Annotated in this window: 21 protein-coding genes; 2 read left to right on the forward strand and 19 right to left on the reverse strand. The window is 54.7% G+C overall.

What is annotated here, in order from left to right:
• Window positions 1-85 precede the first annotated feature (85 nt).
• From ccsB to DZC51_RS09625, 7 genes are all read right to left on the reverse strand, one after another.
• Window positions 86-1,270 (reverse strand): c-type cytochrome biogenesis protein CcsB, encoded by a 1,185-nt coding sequence (ccsB, locus tag DZC51_RS09595; protein ID WP_157295204.1) that lies wholly within the window; start codon window positions 1,268-1,270, stop codon window positions 86-88.
• On the reverse strand, window positions 1,267-2,928 hold the full coding sequence (resB, locus tag DZC51_RS09600) for a cytochrome c biogenesis protein ResB (RefSeq protein WP_157295206.1): 1,662 nt from the start codon (window positions 2,926-2,928) through the stop codon (window positions 1,267-1,269). The genes ccsB and resB overlap by 4 nt, the downstream gene beginning before the upstream one ends.
• Before the next feature lie 15 nt (window positions 2,929-2,943).
• Window positions 2,944-3,495, reverse strand: a complete 552-nt coding sequence (gene resA / locus DZC51_RS09605) for a thiol-disulfide oxidoreductase ResA (RefSeq protein ID WP_157295208.1) — start codon at window positions 3,493-3,495, stop codon at window positions 2,944-2,946.
• A 112-nt stretch (window positions 3,496-3,607) separates the two neighbouring features.
• Window positions 3,608-4,339, reverse strand: a complete 732-nt coding sequence (locus DZC51_RS09610) for a pseudouridine synthase (protein ID WP_157295210.1) — start codon at window positions 4,337-4,339, stop codon at window positions 3,608-3,610.
• A gap of 84 nt (window positions 4,340-4,423) precedes the next feature.
• A complete protein-coding gene (locus DZC51_RS09615; protein WP_157295212.1) occupies window positions 4,424-5,404 on the reverse strand; it encodes a D-alanyl-D-alanine carboxypeptidase family protein in 981 nt (326 codons plus the stop codon).
• A 21-nt stretch (window positions 5,405-5,425) separates the two neighbouring features.
• A complete protein-coding gene (scpB, locus tag DZC51_RS09620) occupies window positions 5,426-6,025 on the reverse strand; it encodes an SMC-Scp complex subunit ScpB (protein WP_157295214.1) in 600 nt (199 codons plus the stop codon).
• Window positions 6,026-6,027: 2 nt separating this feature from the next.
• Window positions 6,028-6,774 (reverse strand): segregation/condensation protein A, encoded by a 747-nt coding sequence (locus DZC51_RS09625; RefSeq protein WP_157295245.1) that lies wholly within the window; start codon window positions 6,772-6,774, stop codon window positions 6,028-6,030.
• A gap of 43 nt (window positions 6,775-6,817) precedes the next feature.
• Here DZC51_RS09625 and DZC51_RS09630 point away from each other — a divergent pair, with 43 nt between their 5' ends.
• On the forward strand, window positions 6,818-7,330 hold the full coding sequence (locus tag DZC51_RS09630; protein WP_157295216.1) for a DUF309 domain-containing protein: 513 nt from the start codon (window positions 6,818-6,820) through the stop codon (window positions 7,328-7,330).
• Here DZC51_RS09630 and DZC51_RS09635 read toward each other — a convergent pair.
• From DZC51_RS09635 to DZC51_RS09690, 12 genes are all read right to left on the reverse strand, one after another.
• The gene (locus DZC51_RS09635; protein ID WP_157295218.1) at window positions 7,324-7,695 is read right to left on the reverse strand and encodes a GNAT family N-acetyltransferase; all 372 of its coding nucleotides are present in this window, start codon (window positions 7,693-7,695) and stop codon (window positions 7,324-7,326) included. The genes DZC51_RS09630 and DZC51_RS09635 overlap by 7 nt on opposite strands.
• Before the next feature lie 143 nt (window positions 7,696-7,838).
• Window positions 7,839-9,167 carry a diaminopimelate decarboxylase gene (lysA, locus tag DZC51_RS09640; RefSeq protein ID WP_157295220.1) on the reverse strand — a complete coding sequence of 443 codons (1,329 nt, stop codon included), beginning with the start codon at window positions 9,165-9,167 and terminating at the stop codon, window positions 7,839-7,841.
• A gap of 68 nt (window positions 9,168-9,235) precedes the next feature.
• The gene (locus tag DZC51_RS09645) at window positions 9,236-10,690 is read right to left on the reverse strand and encodes a spore germination protein (protein ID WP_157295222.1); all 1,455 of its coding nucleotides are present in this window, start codon (window positions 10,688-10,690) and stop codon (window positions 9,236-9,238) included.
• A complete protein-coding gene (locus DZC51_RS09650) occupies window positions 10,687-11,481 on the reverse strand; it encodes a SigF/SigG family RNA polymerase sporulation sigma factor (RefSeq protein WP_157295224.1) in 795 nt (264 codons plus the stop codon). Before DZC51_RS09650 ends, DZC51_RS09645 begins: the two co-directional genes overlap by 4 nt.
• A 3-nt stretch (window positions 11,482-11,484) precedes the next feature.
• Window positions 11,485-11,934 (reverse strand): anti-sigma F factor, encoded by a 450-nt coding sequence (gene spoIIAB / locus DZC51_RS09655; RefSeq protein ID WP_157295226.1) that lies wholly within the window; start codon window positions 11,932-11,934, stop codon window positions 11,485-11,487.
• Window positions 11,924-12,277, reverse strand: a complete 354-nt coding sequence (locus DZC51_RS09660; protein WP_157295228.1) for an STAS domain-containing protein — start codon at window positions 12,275-12,277, stop codon at window positions 11,924-11,926. The genes spoIIAB and DZC51_RS09660 overlap by 11 nt, the downstream gene beginning before the upstream one ends.
• Before the next feature lie 541 nt (window positions 12,278-12,818).
• Window positions 12,819-14,120 (reverse strand): pyrimidine-nucleoside phosphorylase, encoded by a 1,302-nt coding sequence (locus DZC51_RS09665; RefSeq protein ID WP_157295231.1) that lies wholly within the window; start codon window positions 14,118-14,120, stop codon window positions 12,819-12,821.
• Window positions 14,121-14,136: 16 nt separating this feature from the next.
• On the reverse strand, window positions 14,137-15,321 hold the full coding sequence (gene deoB / locus DZC51_RS09670) for a phosphopentomutase (RefSeq protein ID WP_157295233.1): 1,185 nt from the start codon (window positions 15,319-15,321) through the stop codon (window positions 14,137-14,139).
• 87 nt (window positions 15,322-15,408) lie between these two features.
• Window positions 15,409-16,311, reverse strand: coding sequence for a site-specific tyrosine recombinase XerD (xerD, locus tag DZC51_RS09675; protein ID WP_157295235.1), 903 nt, complete (start codon window positions 16,309-16,311; stop codon window positions 15,409-15,411).
• A 67-nt stretch (window positions 16,312-16,378) separates the two neighbouring features.
• The gene (gene fur / locus DZC51_RS09680) at window positions 16,379-16,840 is read right to left on the reverse strand and encodes a ferric iron uptake transcriptional regulator (RefSeq protein WP_157295237.1); all 462 of its coding nucleotides are present in this window, start codon (window positions 16,838-16,840) and stop codon (window positions 16,379-16,381) included.
• A 100-nt stretch (window positions 16,841-16,940) separates the two neighbouring features.
• A complete protein-coding gene (locus DZC51_RS09685; protein ID WP_157295238.1) occupies window positions 16,941-17,453 on the reverse strand; it encodes a hypothetical protein in 513 nt (170 codons plus the stop codon).
• A gap of 54 nt (window positions 17,454-17,507) precedes the next feature.
• Window positions 17,508-18,056 carry an NUDIX hydrolase gene (locus tag DZC51_RS09690; protein ID WP_157295239.1) on the reverse strand — a complete coding sequence of 183 codons (549 nt, stop codon included), beginning with the start codon at window positions 18,054-18,056 and terminating at the stop codon, window positions 17,508-17,510.
• Between the two features lie 66 nt (window positions 18,057-18,122).
• Here DZC51_RS09690 and DZC51_RS09695 point away from each other — a divergent pair, with 66 nt between their 5' ends.
• Window positions 18,123-19,025 (forward strand): aldo/keto reductase, encoded by a 903-nt coding sequence (locus DZC51_RS09695; RefSeq protein WP_157295240.1) that lies wholly within the window; start codon window positions 18,123-18,125, stop codon window positions 19,023-19,025.
• Window positions 19,026-19,099 lie beyond the last annotated feature (74 nt).

Consider the following 19,099-nt stretch of genomic DNA (forward strand, 5'->3'; position numbering starts at 1 on the left):
GTTTGTATGAAGCTTGGCACAATCACCATCTGACACTGAAAAAAACAAAAAAGACCCTCCGGAAAACCGGAGGGTCCGCTGTGTATCAGGCATAGGAGTGGAGGCCGGCGATGACCAGGTTGACGGCAACCAGGTTGAACATGATGATGGCAAAGCCGACCACCGCGAGCCAGGCCGATTTTCGTCCTTCCCATCCGCGCGACAGGCGGAGGTGCAGGTACGCTGCATAGAACAGCCAGGTGATAAGCGCCCAAACTTCTTTCGGGTCCCATCCCCAGAAGCGTGACCATGCTTCATGCGCCCAGATCATCGCAAAGATCAGTGCCCCAAGGGTGAAGACCGGGAAACCGATCAGGACGGACCGGTAGCCGATCTCATCCATGAGCTGGGAGTTTGCCTTGACCGCAAGCGGTTTTACGAGTTCTGCGATGCGGCGGCGGGTAATCAGCCGGATGAGGAAGTACAGGATCGTGCCGGCGATGATCGACCACGTGAATGTTGTCAGTGTCTTCGCGTTGATGATTGCAGGCATTTCCGCCAGCGGCTGCATTGTGCCTTCGGTCTTCGGGCTGTATTCGTTCATACCGAAGAGCGCAGGCATGTGGTAGACCACTTCGGCCTGTGCACCGTTTTTGTCGACATAGTCGAACGCGGCCTCATAGCCCGCTGCACGGAAACCGACCGTGATGACGATGAACCCAAGAACAAGTACGATTGTATACATGAAAAATTCCAGCCATGCCCGTTCCTTTGACTTTTTCGTCATGTCGATATTCTTCAGCAGGTAGATCAGGCCGGCGACGGCCGAAATCGCGAGGATCGCCTCACCAAGTGCCGCGGTGATGACGTGGATTGTCAGCCAGTAGCTCTGCAGCGCAGGGATCAGCGGCTGGATGTCCCGGGGGAACATGGCCGCGTATCCGAGGATGACAATAGCGATCGGAAGTGCGAAGAGGCCGACAAGCGGCGACTGATAAAGAAAGTAGAACAGGATCGCCGCTCCGACTAGAAGCATGCCGAATGCCGTTGTAAACTCGAACATATTGCTGACCGGCGCGTGTCCTGATGCCATCCATCGGGTGATGAAATAGCCCAGGTGGGCCAGGAATCCGATGATGGTCACAATGATGCCGAGCCTGCCCCAGCGTTTATTGGAGGCGGAGGCCTCGTTCTTCGACCCTTTCACCGCGCCGCCGAACAGAATCGTCCCGACGAGATATGCGATAAATGCGGTGAAGAGAAGATTTCCGCTTAGGTCTACTAGGTTCATGAATTGGAATCTCCTTCCGGTTTATCCGTTTGTTCTTCTTTGTCGCGCTGGTCGGTGTAAGCGGGAAGGCCTGCATATTCAGTCACCGCGTCCAGTTCCCGCTGCAGGGCCACCCAGTTCTTGCTTGTGTGGCCGGCAACCTGGATCTTTCCGTCATCCGACTTTCTGATCCAGAACCTGCGGTGATTGAAGTAGGACCCCTGTACGACGCCGATCATAAAGATAACTCCACCGAGCACGATGACCGGAATCGTCTTGTCCTTCCGGATTGTCAGGCCGGACACGTCACGTGTGTCGGCCTTTTGGAAGGCAAGCTTATACGTATTTTCTCCCAGAGGTTCGAGAGTCTGGCGGATCGCCACGAAGCTCGTTTCGCCATCCGGAGCTTCCGGAGTAATCATTTTGAAAAGGAACGCCGGATTGTTCGGCACAGGAGTGGCCGTCTGCGGTTCCCCGTCCTCGAATCCGCTGAAATCCGGATAGTAGTCGAGCAGCTCAACCTTCGCTCCATTTCCAAGATCGTATTCTTTCTGCGGATCATCCAGATTGACCGTCAGTTCACCGAGTGACTCACCCGTTTCCTTGTTTTCGAGGGCGAAAGTCATTGCACTGAGCTCGTCCAGCTTAAAGTCCATCTGGAAGATGTGGAATCCTTCGTGCTTGAGCGGTTTATTGACAACGATTGAATATTCCTTGACCAAGTCCGCATTGGTCGAGCCGGGCAGCTCCCCTTCCGGTGTCTCATAGAGCGCGACATCCGTCTGGTAGTTCGATGCCACGGAACCGACCCTGTCGATGGCCTCGCTAAAGACTTCGTCCGTATTTTCCTGAGTATAGACATCGAATGTAAACCCTTTGTTCTCGAGGTAGAGGCCCGGGGCTCCTTTTACCGCCAGAGTCTCCCCTTCACGGATCCACATTGACTCGTCGACATAGAAACCGGGAAGCGCACGGAGCATGACTCCGAACAGGAAGAGGATGAGGCCCAGGTGATTCACATAAGGGCCCCAGCGTGCCCAGCGGCCCTTTTCCGCCAGCATGGCACCGTTCTTTTCCCGGATGTTATAACGCTGTGACTTCAGCTTTTCCGCAGCCTTTTTCATGACGGCGTCCGGGTCGTCCACCTGTCCTTCGCCATAAAGGCGCTGGCGCTTCAGAAAACTCGGATGGCGGTCGATGCGCTGGTTTTTCAGGGACTTGTAGAGCGGGATTCCACGGTCAAGGCTCACAACGACAAGCGAGATGCCGAGCATGCCGACAAGCGTCATGAACCACCAGGACCCATAAAGGTCACTCAAGCCGAGTGCGTTGTAGATCTGGCCGAATATGCCGTAATTGTCTTCGTAATACCGGGCGGTCTGAGCCTCATTGGCTCCTCCTCCCGGAATATAGAACACCTGGGGCAGGATGGTCCCGATCGCAGATGCGACCAGGATGGCGATGATGATGCTGACGCCGATCTTAACACTGGAAAAGAAGTTCCAGATCTTATCGACCACCGTCCGCTTGTGTGTCTTTGAACGGATGGCGGCACCGTCATATCGCATGTCTGCCAGTTTTTTTGATTTTTCTTCGGTTGAAAGCGGCCGTCCGCAGTTCTGGCAGATATCCGTCCCTTCGGGGTTGAGATGGCCGCATTCACATTTGATCGAACTCATGGTTGTCAGGACTCCTTAACTGGGCATGATGCTTTCCATGTAGGATTTGATCTCTTGCTCGCTCATCTCCGTCTCGATGATTTTTTTCACTTTTCCGTCGGGCCCGACCAGGAAAGTTGTCGGCAGCGGCCTCACGTTATAGGCATCACGCACACTGTTCGTCTTGTCAATGACGATCGGGAACGTCAGGCCATAGGTATTGGCAAAGGACTGTACTTTCAGATCCGATTCGGAGATATTCACTGCGAGGATGTTGACGCCATCGTCTTCAAACTCGTTGAAATACTTTTCCATGTGCGGCATCTCTTTCTTGCACGGTCCGCACCAGGTGCCCCAGAAGTTCAGGAATACCCCTTCACCCCGGTAATCAGACAGCCGGTGGGTGTTCCCCTCAAGGTCGACCAGCTCAAAGTCCGGGGCCGTGTCACCGACCTTGACGATATCTTCATCTTTCGTGACGTTGACCACGATCGTATAAACAATAGCAATTGCCAGAACGGCCAGTATGGCGGTCCGGATGATTTGCTGCCGCTTTCTCTTTTTTTCCCGTTCCTGCTGTTTGCTCATCCGAATGTCACCTCGTTTTCAATAACTACAGGATTGGAAAGATCCTTTTCCATTATAACAAAGGCGGAACATGTCGAAATCCGTACATATGAAGGGTTTGTGAACGTTACGTTTAGCGGATCTTTCCTGTTTCGGCAAGCACGCGGAGCTGCTTCACTTCATGCGCAGTCAGTTCCCTGCGGTCGCCGGCGTTCAGGCCGTGCAGGTCGAGAAAGCCGAATGACTCACGCTTCAGTTTCTGCACCGGACAGCCAATCGCTTCAAACATGCGCTTCACCTGCCGGTTCTTGCCTTCATGGATGGTCAGCTGGACAATTCCTTTGTCTGTTTTCTTGTCCATGCTGAGGAGCTTTGCCTTCGCCGGAGCGGTCTTGCCATCCTCGAGAACGATGCCGCGTTCGAGTTTCTTCAACTGCTCCTTTGTCGGGATCCCCTTTGTCCTTGCCACATATGTCTTCTCGATTTCGAATTTCGGGTGGGTCATCAGATAGGCGAAATCCCCGTCGTTTGTAAGGAGGAGAATCCCTGTCGTGTCATAGTCCAGCCGTCCGACCGGATACAGCCGCTCCTCCACTTCCGGGAACAGGTCGACCACCGTCTTCCGGCCCTTGTCATCGGATGCCGCCGACAAGACGCCCCGCGGCTTATAAAGCAGGTAATACACCTTCTCTTCCCGCTCAAGGCGGACACCGTTCACTTCTATTTTGTCGGATGCTCCCACTTTTGTTCCGAGCTCTGTCACGGTTTTGCCGTTCACCGTTACACGGCCATCAGCGATCAGCTGTTCCGCCTTTCGGCGGGATGCAATTCCCGCTGCCGCAATTACTTTCTGAAGTCTTTCCATCAGGTCACCCCATCACATTTACTGCACAAAATTATGTCACAACCACTGTGAAATGAAAAGAAGACCGCATCGGCAGCGATGCGGTCACTTACGTGTGATCTTCAGTTTGGCAGTGGCGATCGGCACACCGTCCAGGCGGACCTGCCAGATGCCGTCCCCCGCGCCGCGGGGTATGATCGCTGCGTGCGAGACGTCTTCCATCTCTTTTTCCGATAATAGAACGGCCAGCGGTTCCTTTAATTCTCCCCGGATTCCCGGAAGGATCTGATAGGTCCCTTCCTCTGCTACAATGACTTTTTTATAATTCTTGAAAACTTCCCCCGACAGGTTGCGATGGGTATTCCAGTCGTCCCCGTCATTCAGGGTGACCACAATCACGTGTTTGCCATCTTTTTCGAAAAGCGTCGCAAGCGTCCGTCCTGCGGTTTTTGTGAAACCGGTTTTGCCGGCTACCGCATCCCCTTCTGCCCTGACAAGCCGGTGTTTGTTCTGCCAGCCGCCATCGCCGTAATTATAGAGGGCCGTAGACGATATTTTTTTCAGCCGGCTATTGTCCGTCGCATATTTAAGCATAAGGGCCGTATCATAGGCCGTCGACAGATGCCGTTCGTCATGGAGCCCTGACGGATTGGTGAACTCCGTGTTCCTGAGGCCTGCCAGCCGTGCCTTTTCGTTCATCATGTCAACGAACCCTTCGACGGAACCTCCTGCATCTTCTGCCAGTGCCGTTGCCGCATCGTTGCCGGAGCGGAGCATCAGTCCGTACAGAAGTTTTTCTGCAGGAACCTGTTCGCCGGCACGAAGGTAGATGGATGAGCCTTCCTGGTTCGATGCGTTATCGGAAACTGTGACGGTTCCGTCCGTCCCGGCCGCATCGATGTAGGTAAGCGCAGTCCAGATTTTCGTCAGGCTCGCGATCGGCAGGCGGGCATCCTCATTGACTCCCTCTAAAAGCCTGCCTGTTTCGGCATCAATCACTGCATAGGCCTGCGCTGCAGAAGCGGCAGCAGGAAAACAACAGACAATCAGGATCAGAGCCAGCAGTGCGGATATCCGCTTTTTCAAGGTCTACCGCCTTCCGTCAGTTTATTCGTCGGTTCCTTCTTCATCAAATGCTTCTGTGAAGTTGGACATGAACAGATCCATTTCCTCGTCTGCGGCTTCATCCCCCGTTTCATTAAGCGGAGGGAGGTCCTGGAGGCTTGCCAGCCCGAAATGGTCGAGGAAAGCGTCCGTCGTCCCGTACAGAATCGCGCGCCCCGTTCCTTCCGCACGTCCTGCCTCCTTCACCAATCCCCGTGACACAAGTGTCTGGATCGGCCGTTCGGACTTCACGCCCCTGATCTCCTCCACTTCCACGCGGGTGATCGGCTGACGGTAGGCGATGATTGCGAGCACTTCCAATGAAGCTTGAGTCAGTGCCTGTGTAGTTGGATTTTCAAGAAGGCGGCGGACTGCATCCGCATGCTCCTGCTTTGTTGCCAGCCTGAATGTTCCGGCCAGTTCCACTACCTGCAGACCCCTGCCCTCAGTCCTGCACATTTCAGCAATCTGTGCCAGCGCACGCTCGACGTCCTCTTTATCCGTTCCCGTCAGCTCGGCCAGCTGTTTAGCCGTAAGGCCATCGTCGCCCGCTACGAACAGCAGGCTTTCAACCTGTCCGGCGAGCTGATTTCCATTCTCCAAAACTACAAAACTTCCTTCCTGAGGACGACTGTGAGGTCGTCAAAATTCCGTTCCTGCTCGACGGTGATCCGCTGCTGTTTCATCAGTTCCAGCAACGACAGGAAAGTCACCACCAGCTCTGCCCGTTCTCCAGATTCAAACAGATCGGAGAACAGGGCACGCCCTCCAGACTTTCCGAGACGGCCGACCACTTTCTCCATGGTATCCGCAATGGAAATTTCCTGCCGGGTAATTCTTGTCCTTAGAGGGGCTCTGAGCTTTTTCCGTTCCATCATTTTACGGAAGGCCGCAATCATGTCATGGACGTTCAGGCCCTCATCCGGGAGGGCTGCCGCCATACCGGATGAGGCAGGCTCCGCCGGCGCCCTGGTGAAGCTCTTGCCCCGCTCTTCCCCGTATTCCTTCAGTGTGGCTGCGGCTTCTTTATATTTTCGGTATTCGATAAGCCGCTCCACAAGCTCGTCCCGGGGATCGGGACCGTCTTCCGCATAGTCGTCGATGTCCGGAGCTTCTTCCTCATGGACCGGAAGGAGCATTTTGCTCTTGATTGCCAAAAGAGTTGCGGCCATCACGAGGTACTCGCTCATTTCGTTCAGCTCAAGTACCTTCATTGTGTGGATGTGGTCGATATACTGGCGGGTCAGTTCCGCCATCGGAATGTCGTAAATATCGATTTCCATCCGGTTGATTAAGTGTAATAATAGGTCGAGGGGGCCTTCAAACGCCTCCAATTTCACCAAATAGGACATGGATTCACCTGCAGTCGATTCGTTGCGGAAGGGAGGATGATTCATGATTCCGCTCCGTCATCCGCTTTTCATCAAGTTTATTGTGTACTTTAATGAGAATCAAGATTATTTTGAGTGCCACGAAGTGCTTGAGGATTACTGGAACCTGATTGCGCCAAGGAATCGCACCCATCCGCTTGTCGGGTATATCCAGGCATCTGTGGCGCTTTACCACTGGCGTCGCGGAAACTTTCGCGGCGCCGCCAAGCTCCTCACAAAAGCGGAGCGTTTGCTCTGCATGGCGCAAGAGAAGGGCTCACCCTTCTCGGATGGCGTGGACCTGGCTGCTTTTCTTCGCGATCTCCGGAAAGCCGCTCATGCCGTTGACCGGGGCCGTGCGTTCGAAAAATTCCCTATCAGGGTGACCGATCCGATAATCCGGGATGCCGTCGCCGATTTGGCAGGGACCGGAGAAATCCCCGCCCTCACCGGGGCCCGTCTCATTCATAAACATATGCTGCGGGACCGCAGCCATATTCAGTCGGAACGCGAAAAAAGGAGGAGCAGTCGTCATTGACGGTCTGCTCCTCCTTCAATAATTTCCTGGCATTTTTCCAGAAACGGGCGTGTGGCTTCTGTCGGGACGATGGTTTTGCCCGGCATGATCGCCGCCAGTTTCGCGACCATCTCTTTTCCGACACCCTCTCCCCGGTGGGACGGATTGACGGACAGATGGCAGACGGTGACGCGGTCACCTTCAAGTTCGACGCCGACCAGCCCGATGTAGTCCTCACCGATTTTCCAGAGATAGAGCTGGCTCTGGTCGTCTGTCTCGTAACGGGTGATCGTCTCTTTCAGTTTCTTGACATCTTTTTCGCCGGGCATGAAGGACAGGAGGCCCATCGCGATTTTTTCGAGTGATTTTTTATAGCGCAGTAACATGGTCGGCTCCCTCTCTTCCGTATTCTCCGCTCACTGTCAGTTTGACGGAGGCCCGAAATTCGGGGCTATGAAAATCCAGTATACAGCCCCCCAGGCCAGCGCCATTAGAAGGATGACGATGAATAGGAGGATGTTCCTCTTCCTCAACGCACCTCTTCCTTTCCGATACCGGCTGCCTCCAGCTCAAGACGGATCAGGTCATCATACGTCTCGCGCCGGATAGCTGCACGATGATCCCCGTCCTCAACGAACACGACGGCAGGACGCGGCATCCGGTTATAGTTGCTCGCCATGGCATAGCCGTATGCGCCTGTGCAGAACACGGCTATCAGGTCGCCCGGCTCCACATCAGGAAGATATGCCTGCTCGATCAGCTTGTCACCGGATTCACAGCACTTGCCGGCAATCGTGTAGGCCGAAGTGTGCGGCTCGTCCATACGGAGTGCCGCGGCGGATGAGTAGGCCGCACCGTAGAGGGCCGGACGGATATTGTCGCTCATGCCGCCGTCAACGGACAGATAGGTACGGATTTCGGGAACTTCCTTCTCGGAACCTGCTGTGTAAAGCGTCGTGCCGGCTTCCCCGACGAGGGAACGCCCCGGCTCAATCCAGAGCTCCGGCACCGGATAGCCGGACTCCGCGGCGGCTTCCTTGACTGTACGGATCATTGCGCGGACGTACTCTTCAGGTTCAAGAGGATGATCTTCTTCGGTGTAGCGGATTCCGAAGCCTCCGCCCAGGTTCAGGACCGGGCATATGTACCCGGACTCTTCACGCCATTCGGCGACTTTCCGAATCAGCGAGCCCGCAGCAAGGTTGAATGCCGCTGTATCAAAGATCTGGGAGCCGATGTGGCAGTGGAGGCCGAGAATCCGGACCCTGCCGATGCCGGACAGCCTGCGGAACGCTTTGTCGGCCTGCCCGTTGTTCAGGTCAAAGCCAAACTTGGAATCTTCCTGGCCGGTGGTGATGAAGTCGTGCGTGTGAGCTTCGATACCGGGTGTGACACGGATCAGGACATCCATCGGCAGCGAAAGCTCTTCCGAAATCCGTTCGATCATGCCGATTTCATGGAAGTTGTCCACTACGATGCAGCCGACGCCTTCCCGGAATGCCATCCGGATTTCTTCTTCGCTCTTGTTGTTGCCGTGGAAATGGATCCGTTCCGCCGGGTAGCCGGAACGGATTGCTGTATACAGTTCCCCTCCCGAGACAACATCAAGCGAAAGGCCCTCGTCGCGTACGATCCGGAACATCGCGATGCTCGAAAACGCTTTGCTCGCATAGGCGACCTGCCCGGTGACCCCTTCCTCCTCAAATGCTTTCAGGAACGACCGGGCACGGTCCCGGACGAGCGCGATATCATAGATAATCAGCGGGGTGCCGTAGATGCGTGCAAGTTCTTCCGCATCCACCCCGCCGATTTCAAGATGTCCGTTGCTGTTAATCTTCTGTGTTCCGTATAGATGCACAATGCCTCATCCTTCCGGCTTAGTCTATTAAAACTTTACCATGAAGGGGGCGAACGTGCAATCGGTCTTCAGCTGCGCTGCCTTCTCGGAGAATCCGTAATATACGGCCTCAACGAGCTTCCGATCATCGGGTACCGGACAATCACGCGGGCGAACGCCTTCGGGAAAAACGGCGTCATCGGCCAGAGATACGGGACACCCATCGGCTTGATGGAGCACAAGTACCAGAACAGGACCGCACCTCCGGCAAAAAAGCCGGCAGGCCCTGCCAAAGCAGTCAGGAGAAGAAGCACCGTCCGGAATATTTTAGCCGAGATGCTCAATTCATAAGATGGGATCGCGAATGTCACCACCGCCGTGAGTGCGACATACAAGATCACTTCGGCGGTGAAAAGTCCGACATCGACCGCCATCTGGCCGAGGATGACCGCCGCAATCAGGCCAAGCGCCGTCGAAAGCGGGGTCGGAGTGTGGATTGCGGCCAGCCGCAAGAATTCAACCCCTATGTCAGCCGCAATAATCTGGAAGAGCAGAGGGATTTCTCCGCTTTCCTTCGGGCCGATAAAATCCAGCGCTTTCGGAACGAACTCAGGATGCTTGACAAGCAGGTACCAGAACGGCAGCAGGAAAACGGCTATCAGCATCCCGGTATAACGGATGACACGTACGCCCGTTCCGATAAGCGGTGCCTGACGAAACTCCTCGGCATGCTGAAGGTGATGGAAAATCGTCACCGGAATGAGCAGTACCGAAGGAGAAGTGTCGACTACAATCGCAATATGGCCCTCCAGCAAATGGGCTGCCGCAATATCCGGCCTTTCCGTGAACCTGACAAACGGCACGGGGTGAAATTTCTGTTTGAACAAGAGCTCTTCAAGCTGCTTGTCAGACATCGTCAGTCCGTCATGATCGATTTCGGCCAGCCGCTTTCGCAGCATATCGAGATGCTTCTCGCTCGCGACACCCTTCAGGTAACCGATCGCGATGTCCGTCCGGCCCCTTTCCGTCACCCGTTGTATTTCAAAACGCAGCTGCGGGTCACGGAGCCGCCTCCTGATGAGGGCGGTATTCAGGATGATGTTTTCCGTGAAGCCGTCCCTCGAGCCCCGGATCACCTTTTCGTTATCCGGCTCTTCCGGCTGCCTGCCCGGGTATTCGCGGACATCGACCTGGAAAACTGAACCGTCCTCCATCACGAATATGAGCTGGCCGCTCAGGATGGAGTCGATCATGGCGTTTTTGTCTTTGGCCGGTTCAACGGCATGGAACGGAAAATAGGTCAGGAAATTTTCCCTGTCTATCTTCCCTTCCAATTCACCCCAAATGTCCGTCATCTGCATCGAGGTCAGAAGCTGCGCTGTTACATCAGAGCCGATCAAACCATTCATGAAGACGATCGTGGCCGGTTCCTGGCGGATATGGATATCCAGCATGACGAAATCATAAGTTTCGCCTTTGCCGAATAAGCCGCCGAGCTCCTCTTTTGCCTGTTCTCTGCTGTCGTAAAGCCGTTCGATCGTCACCCTTCTCCCTTCGTCTCCACCGGTTCCTTCACGAGGTCGGGCCTCATATACGCCTTCATCTTCGCAAGAATCTTTTTCTCAAGGCGAGACACCTGTACCTGGGAAATGCCCAGCCGCTCCGCAATGTCGCTTTGGGTACAGTCCATGTAAAACCTCATGACAATGATGGTCCTGTCCCTCGGGTCAAGCCTTGAAATGATATCTTTCAGCGGAATATGCTCGAAGCCCTTTTCAGAACGTTCATCCCGCACCTGGTCCATCAGGGTGACCGAGTCACCTTCTCCTTCATAGAGCTGCTCCTGAAGGGAAGCCGGATCCTTCATCGCGTCCATCGCGACAATGACGTCCGAAACCGGGACATCCAATATGGCGGATATCTCGGATATCGTCGGTGAACGTTCGTGATCCTTCAGGAAGTCGTCGGTCGCATGCCGGATTTTAAAGTTCAGTTCCCTGATCGACCGGCTTACTTTCACCATTCCGTCATCACGGAGAAAACGCTGGATCTCCCCGATAATCATCGGCACTGCATAAGTGGAAAACTTCACCTCAAAGCTCAGGTCAAACTTATCAACAGCCTTGAGAAGCCCGATGCAGCCGATCTGGTACAGGTCATCCAGTTCCACGCCCCTTGATGAAAAGCGCTGCACAATGGACCAGACGAGCCTTGTATTTCCCTCGACCATGACCCGTCTGGCTTCGGCGTCTCCCGCCTGTGCTTCCCGGATCAGTTCTCTCATCGTCTCCTGTGTCAAAAGTGGCGGTTTACGCTGCTCCACATGTTCCTGCATCCGTCATCCCACCGAAGAGCAGGTTTCCTGCACGGGAGAAAATTTCTTCTTGAAAGTGACGATTGTTCCGCCGCCATTGCTGGAATCGACCGACAAGCTGTCCGTAAAGCTCTCCATGATGGTGAACCCCATTCCTGAACGCTCGCGTTCAGGCTTAGACGTATACATCGGCTGCATCGCCTCTTCCACGTTCTCTATCCCGCCGCCTTCGTCACTGATCGTAACCGTCACCTCACGGCCGTCCAGCGCTGCATGAACCCGGACTATACCGGAGCGATCCTCGTCATATCCATGGATAATCGCATTTGTAACCGCTTCGGAGATGACGGTCTTGTATTCCGATATTTCTTCCAGTGTCGGGTCAAGCGCCGCCACAAAGAAAGTCAGCGTCATGCGGGCAAGTGCTTCGTTTTCACTTATTGCAGCAAACGACAGCGTCATTTCATTTTCCATGAAGGATCCCTCCCAGCCGTTTTATCGCGTCTTCAACCGTACCTTCCAACAGATGGCTGCCCAGTCCGGACAGTTCAAACATTTTCTTCATGGTCGGAGACGGATTCAGGATTACCGTCCCGCCTTCGACTGCACCGAGATCCCTCATCCTGCCCAATATCAGCCCGATGCCCGCGCTGTCCATAAACTGCAGGCTTCCGAGGTCCCAGATGACCGCGGCGGCCTTACCGCCAAATATGAGTCGGCTGACCTCCCGCTTGATGCTGTCCGCCGTGTGGTGATCCAGTTCGCCTGCAGGGCGGACAATTACGATTCCGCCCGATGTCAATGTAATCTGATTCATATGGATGCCCCCTTTCGGCCCGTAATTCAACGGCCGCTTTCCGGAATCCTTGTACTCGACGAAAGTAGTGGAAATCCGGCAAGATTCGGCCATGACGGCCTTCGCCGTCCAAGCCTGCCCGTTATCGTGCCCGAATATACGTGGAAATTACAGTTATCGGAGAAGATGTGGCGGGATTGACGACTATGATCTGATGCTGTGGGTCCCCTCCTACCGCAGATCCGCAGCCAAATCCGTTACGGGGACTGCGATGAACGGTATCTGGTGTGTCTGCCAGCAGGGGGTAGTGATTCAATGAGGCACGATCGCAACTCAGCAGTTACGAGGTTATGATTCGAGAGATATTTGGTTGTAACTCGGCTACCGGTTGGTTGCGATTCACCTTCACCTGTGTGGCCACAAGTTTTGCATGCGAACATTTTGTTTTCATACTCACCCCTCTAAGGGCTCCCCTTTTCAATACACTTTTCTGCTAAAACAAAAATCGGACCCGAAAAAAGTTCTTCCGGGTCCGATTCGTACTTTCAGTTATTCACTTGTTTTACTGAATGTCACCGTGGATGAGCGCCGGCGCGCCGGTTTTTTCGGAACCGACGATGATATGCTCACGCAACATGGCGATGGCCGTTTCGGTGCCTTTTCCATTGGTATGGATCTCGGCAAGCGGTTCACCTTTCTTCACCTCGTCGCCGACTTTCTTTTTAAGGACTATGCCGACTGCAAGGTCGATTTGCTCGTCTTTTGTCGCGCGCCCCGCTCCAAGGTGCATTGCGGCAAGGCCGATGTCATCCGCGCCAATGGACTGGACGTAGCCGTCCGTCTCGGCCTTGAAATCGATGACTTCCGATGCCGATGGAAGTTTCGCCGGCTCGTCGACGATTTCAGGATCACCGCCCTGTGCTTCGATGAACTTACGGAACAGAGCAAGTGCCGAGCCGTCACTGATCACTTTTTTGATCATGCCTTCCGCTTCTTCGATGCTTCCGGCTTTTCCTCCAGCGACGACCATGCGGCTGCCCAGTTCGATGCAGAGCCTCGAAAGGTCTTCAGGACCTTCTCCTCTGAGTGTCTCGATCGCCTCTTTCACCTCGAGCGCATTGCCGATTGCGTAGCCGAGCGGCTGGCTCATATCCGAGATGACCGCCATTGTCTTGCGTCCGACGGCATTGCCGATGCCGACCATCGCTTCGGCAAGACGCCGTGCATCGTCTTCGGTCTTCATAAAGGCGCCTTCGCCTGTTTTGACGTCCAGAACGATGGCGTCCGCCCCTGCTGCGATTTTCTTGCTCATAATCGAGCTTGCGATCAGCGGGATGCTGTCGACGGTCGCCGTCACATCACGCAGGGCGTAAAGTTTCTTGTCTGCCGGTGTGAGGTTTCCGCTTTGTCCGATGACCGCGAGCTTCAGGCTGTTCACCTGATCAGCGAACTGCTTTTCCGTAAGTTCGATATGGAAGCCCTCGATCGATTCCAGTTTGTCGAGCGTCCCGCCAGTGTGGCCGAGACCCCGTCCGCTCATCTTGGCAACCGGCACGCCGCATGCGGCAACAATCGGTCCCAGGATAAGCGTGGTCGTATCGCCGACTCCTCCCGTGGAATGTTTGTCCACGAGCGTGCCCTCGATGCCGGACAGGTCGATCCGATCACCCGAGTCCACCATGGCTTCTGTCAGCAACGCCTGCTCTTCTTCATCCATTCCCTCGAAGTAGATGGCCATAAGGAGGGCGCTTGCCTGATAGTCCGGAACGGAATCATCTGTAATTCCATTGATGAAAAACCGGATCTCCTCTTCCGACAGCCTGGCGCCGTCCCGCTTTTTCGTGATGATGTCAACCATTCTCATGTGTTTCAACCCGCTTTCATTTCAAAAATGGAAGATAGCTTGCTCCGAATTCAGGCATGTCCACCCCGAAGTTATCCGCGACGGTCGCGCCAACAGAAGCGAAGGTGTTCTGGAGCGGCAGTTCGCCGCCTTGTGCAAATCTAGGTGAAGCCATGATGATCGGGACATACTCACGCGTATGATCGGTCCCCGGGGCCGTCGGGTCGTTTCCGTGATCCGCCGTAATGATCAGAAGATCGTCCTCCCGGAGGGCGTTCAGGATCTCGGGCATGCGCGCATCAAATTCAGCGAGGGCGTTCCCATAGCCTTCCGGATCGCGGCGGTGACCGAAGAGTGCGTCAAAGTCGACAAGGTTTGTGAACGAAAGTCCTTTGAAGTCGCGGTGCATCACTTCCAACAGCTTATCGACGCCATCCATATTGGATGAAGTACGGACCGCGTCCGTCACGCCTTCTCCGTTAAAGATATCGGAAATCTTACCGACTGCAATGACATCATGGCCGCCGTCTTTCAGCTCGTTCATGACGGTGCGCCCGAACGGCTTAAGGGCATAGTCATGACGGTTTGTCGTCCGTGTGAAGTTGCCCGGTTCACCGATGAACGGGCGAGCGATGACCCGGCCGACCAGGTACTCCGGCTTCAGCGTTATCTCTCTTGCGATCTCACAGATTTCGTAAAGCTCCTCAATCGGGATGACGCCTTCGTGTGCTGCGATCTGCAGTACCGGATCCGCCGATGTATAGACGATCAGATCGCCTGACTCCATATGAAGCGGCCCGAGTTCATCGATGATGACGGTGCCGCTGGCAGGCTTGTTGCCGATCACCCTGCGCCCGGTCCTTTCCTCGAGTTCGCGGATCAGGCCGTCAGGAAATCCTTCCGGGTACACTTTGAACGGTTTGTCGATGTTCAGGCCCATGATTTCCCAGTGGCCCGTCATCGTGTCTTTTCCGACCGATGCTTCCTGCATGCGGCCGTAATATCCGGCCGGATTTTCCGCCGGCTCAAGCCCTTTTAGGGGACGGATATTGGCCAGGCCCAAACCTGCCATGTTCGGCATGTTGAGGCCGCCTGTCGCCTCGGCGATATGGCCGAGTGTATCTGCTCCTGCATCACCGAAATCGGCAGCATCCGGCGCTTCGCCGATGCCGACCGAATCGAGGACAATCAGATGGATTCGATTAAATGGTTGCGCTGTCATTGTTGCAAAACCTCCTTGGCACTACGTATACCCATTACAAGAATACTGTACCACAAATCAGAGGTCTGACGTCACATTTTACCCGCGTCATGCACGGGGATGAAACTTGCTGTAGACGTCCTTTAGACGGGTCTTGCTGACATGGGTGTAGATCTGGGTTGTGGAGATATCGGCATGGCCGAGCATTTCCTGAATCGCTCGGAGGTCCGCGCCGTTTTCCACTAGATGAGTGGCAAATGAGTGTCTCAGGGTATGCGGGGTAAGTTCTTTCGTGATGCCCGCTTTTTTCGCATGCTGATTCAACAGCTTCCAGACTCCCTGGCGCGTCAGGCGGCCACCCCTCGCATTGACGAACAGCGCATCCTGCGCACGGTCCCCTTTCAGCATGGACGGCCTCGCCTGCTCGATATACGCAGTCACCGCATCAATCGCATTCCTGCCAAGCGGCACGATCCGTTCCTTGCCGCCTTTGCCGAAAACGCGGGCAAATCCCATCGAAAGATGGACGTCTCCCAAATTCATCCCGATGCATTCACTGACCCGCATGCCGGTCCCATAAAGCATCTCCAGCATGGCCCTGTCCCTCATCCCCGCAGGCTTCGAGCGGTCAGGTGCCCCGATGAGCGCATCCACCTCCCCAACGGACAGCACCCGCGGCAATTTCATCTCCAGCTTGGGAAGGTCCAGCTGGATGGTCGGATCGGTCGTTGTGACCCGCTCCCGCACGAGAAACTGATGGAAAGAACGGATGGAGGAGATATGCCGGGAAATGGTCCTCGGGGATTTTCCGCCCTCTTCAAGAACCTGAAGATAGCTCAGGATATCGGTACGGGTGACGCCATCCAGACTGCCCGGCTGCACCTCCTTTTCCAAATGGCGGATATACCCGATCAGGTCCCTTTTGTACGACCCGATTGTGTTTTCCGCCAGCTGGCGTTCGACTCTCAGAAAATGAAGGTAATCGTTCAGCGCATCTTCCGCCTCTTTCATGATCTCTCCCCTTTCCGGACTTATCCATATGAAAAAAGGACAGCTTTCGCTATCCTGTCCGTTTCTGTTATTCTGAATCTTTTTCTTCATTTCCCTCACTGCAGCGGCTGCAGATTCCATGGAATGTGAGCCTGTGATCCTTGATGCGGAAGTTCCAGCGGTCTTCGACGATCTGTTCGACGTCACCAAGCAAGTCTTCCTGGATCTCATCCACCGCGCCGCACTCGATGCACACGAGATGGTGGTGGAAATGGGCGGCACCTTCCTGCCGCAGGTCAAAACGGGAAACCCCGTCTCCGAAGTTGATTTTGTCCACAACTTTCAGTTCAGTCAGCAGCTCCAATGTCCGGTAGACTGTTGCAAGCCCGATTTCGGGTGATTTTTCTTTGACGAGCAGATAGACATCCTCTGCGCTGAGGTGGTCTTCCTCATGCTCCAGCAGTACAGAGACCGTGGCTTCGCGCTGGGGCGTCAGTTTATATTTCGCATTGTGGAGTTGCTTTTTTATGCGTTCAATCCTGCTTTCCATGAGACGCCCCCCTCAAACTGTACTTATTATATCAACCCGGCCGGATGGTTACAAGAGTTCCAACATATTAACAACAATGATTACAATATGATAATCATTTTCAATTATCAAGGAAAATGAACAGCCCGATCTCCACTGCCAGTATGGCGGCCGAAAGAGCGGCGACTCTGATCACTGCCTCTTTCCTGTGCCTGCTAAAATATTTCTTCAGCATGAACGGAGGCGAGAGATTCATGCAGAACAAAATAAACAGCAGTGTGAGAAGGAGCTGTGCCGGAAACCACCATGCGGCATAAAAAGTGAGCGCGCCTTCCTGGCTGATCAGGTAAGTCGAGGCAAAACCGAAGAAGACGGCTCTCAAGCCTGCGACGAACATGACCGCATGCCGGAGTGCGGCATGCGATGCCAGGAACAGGGCCAGCGCGTGAAACGCCAGAAAAGCAAGCATTGCCCGGTACGGTTTGGCCGGAGTCACCAGGTCGAGGCGCGGGTCAAGAAAGACGGTGACCGTTTCCGCCATGCCTGTTTCCGCAAAACGGAACAGGACGGTTCCGCCCGTAAACCCGATGATAAGTAATGTGAGCAGATAAAGAAAAGGGAGCGATCGCTGCATGGGCTGCACCTCCGGAGGATTTGTACAACCTATGCCTGTCCGCTCCCCGACATGTCATTTCCTTCTGTCCGAACGCTCCGCCCAAAGAATGGCGAAAGCCGTCTTGGCGTCCCGGATTCCCCCCTTATCCAGCATCGCGACCGCTTCATCCAAAGGGATTTCAAGCAGTTCGACGAACTCATCTTCATCGCCTGCTGCTGGATTGTCGACCTTCCGGAGCCCGGTTGCAACAAAAAGATGGATCGTTTCATCAGCGAATCCGGGTGATGTCGCAAAAGTTGCCACCGGTTCCAGATCATCACATGAGTATCCGGTTTCTTCTTCCAGTTCCCTGCGTGCCGTCACTTCTGGCGCTTCCCCCGGCTCGAGCTTCCCGGCCGGCACTTCCAGCAACGTCGTGCCGAGTGCCTTCCGGTATTGTTCCACCATGACCAACTTGCCGTCATCGGTGATCGGAATCAGAGCTACCGCGCCCGGATGGCGGACGAGTTCCCTTTTCGCCGGCTTCCCGTCGGGCAGGATCACATCGTCGATTTCAAGGCGGATGATTTTGCCGTCATAAACCGTTTCTGTATGTACTGTCCGTTCCTCAAACTTATCCATTGGACCATCCCTTTCTGTTGGTCGTCCTCGCGCATTCATTATACTATGGATTCGGGAGGGGATACGATGAAGACACGTAAACTCGGAAAAACCGGTCCGGACATTTCTGAAATCGGACTCGGCTGCATGTCGCTTCCGGATGATGCCCGCCAGGCGGAGCGAATCGTTCACGCGGCATATGATGCAGGGATCAGCTATTTCGACACTGCCGACCTGTATGGAAGAGGCAGAAATGAGGAACTCCTCGGCAAGGCGCTCGGAAACAGGCGCAGTGACATCATCCTTGCCACAAAGGTCGGAAACCGCTGGACGGATGGCAGAGATGGTTGGGAATGGGATCCGTCTCCGGAACATATCCGCAAGTCTGTCCAGGATAGCCTGAAGCGCCTCGGGACCGACTATATTGATGTCTATCAGTTGCACGGCGGAACGGCGGAAGATGACCTCGATGCTGTCATTTGGGTGTTCGAGGACCTGAAGCGGGAAGGGCTGATCCGTCATTACGGCTTATCATCCATCCGTCCGAATGTCTTTTTGCCGTTTTTGAAAAACAGCTCCGCAGTATCCAATATGATGCAGTTCAGCCTGCTAGACCGAAGACCGGAGGAATGGTTCGGCGATATCAGTGATTCAGGCGCATCTGTCGTCGCCCGCGGGCCGATTGCAAAAGGCCTCCTGACAGCTGAAGCGGAAAAGCGCGCCGAAGCATCGGACGGATACTTATCGTACTCTTCGGGAGAGCTCCGCGAACTGATCACCGAGTTCAGCAAGCTGCCTGGCTCACTCCACTCGGCAGCCCTCGCCTTCGTTCTGGATAACCGGACAGTGGCAGCCGCCATCACAGGTGCGAGCAGCGAAGAACAGCTGAACGAGACGCTCAGCGCGTATGACAACATGCCCGACTTGGAAACCGTGTCGGCATATGCCTCCCTGGCAGCAAAAGAGCATTATGAAAAGCACCGGGATTAAAATCCCGGTGCTTCAGACTGTAGACAAAGTGAGTGAACTACTCCTTGGTCTGCAGTTTTTTCTATTCCTGAAAA

Source organism: Bhargavaea sp. CC-171006 (genome assembly GCF_009761675.1).
Lineage (GTDB): Bacteria > Bacillota > Bacilli > Bacillales_A > Planococcaceae > Bhargavaea > Bhargavaea changchunensis.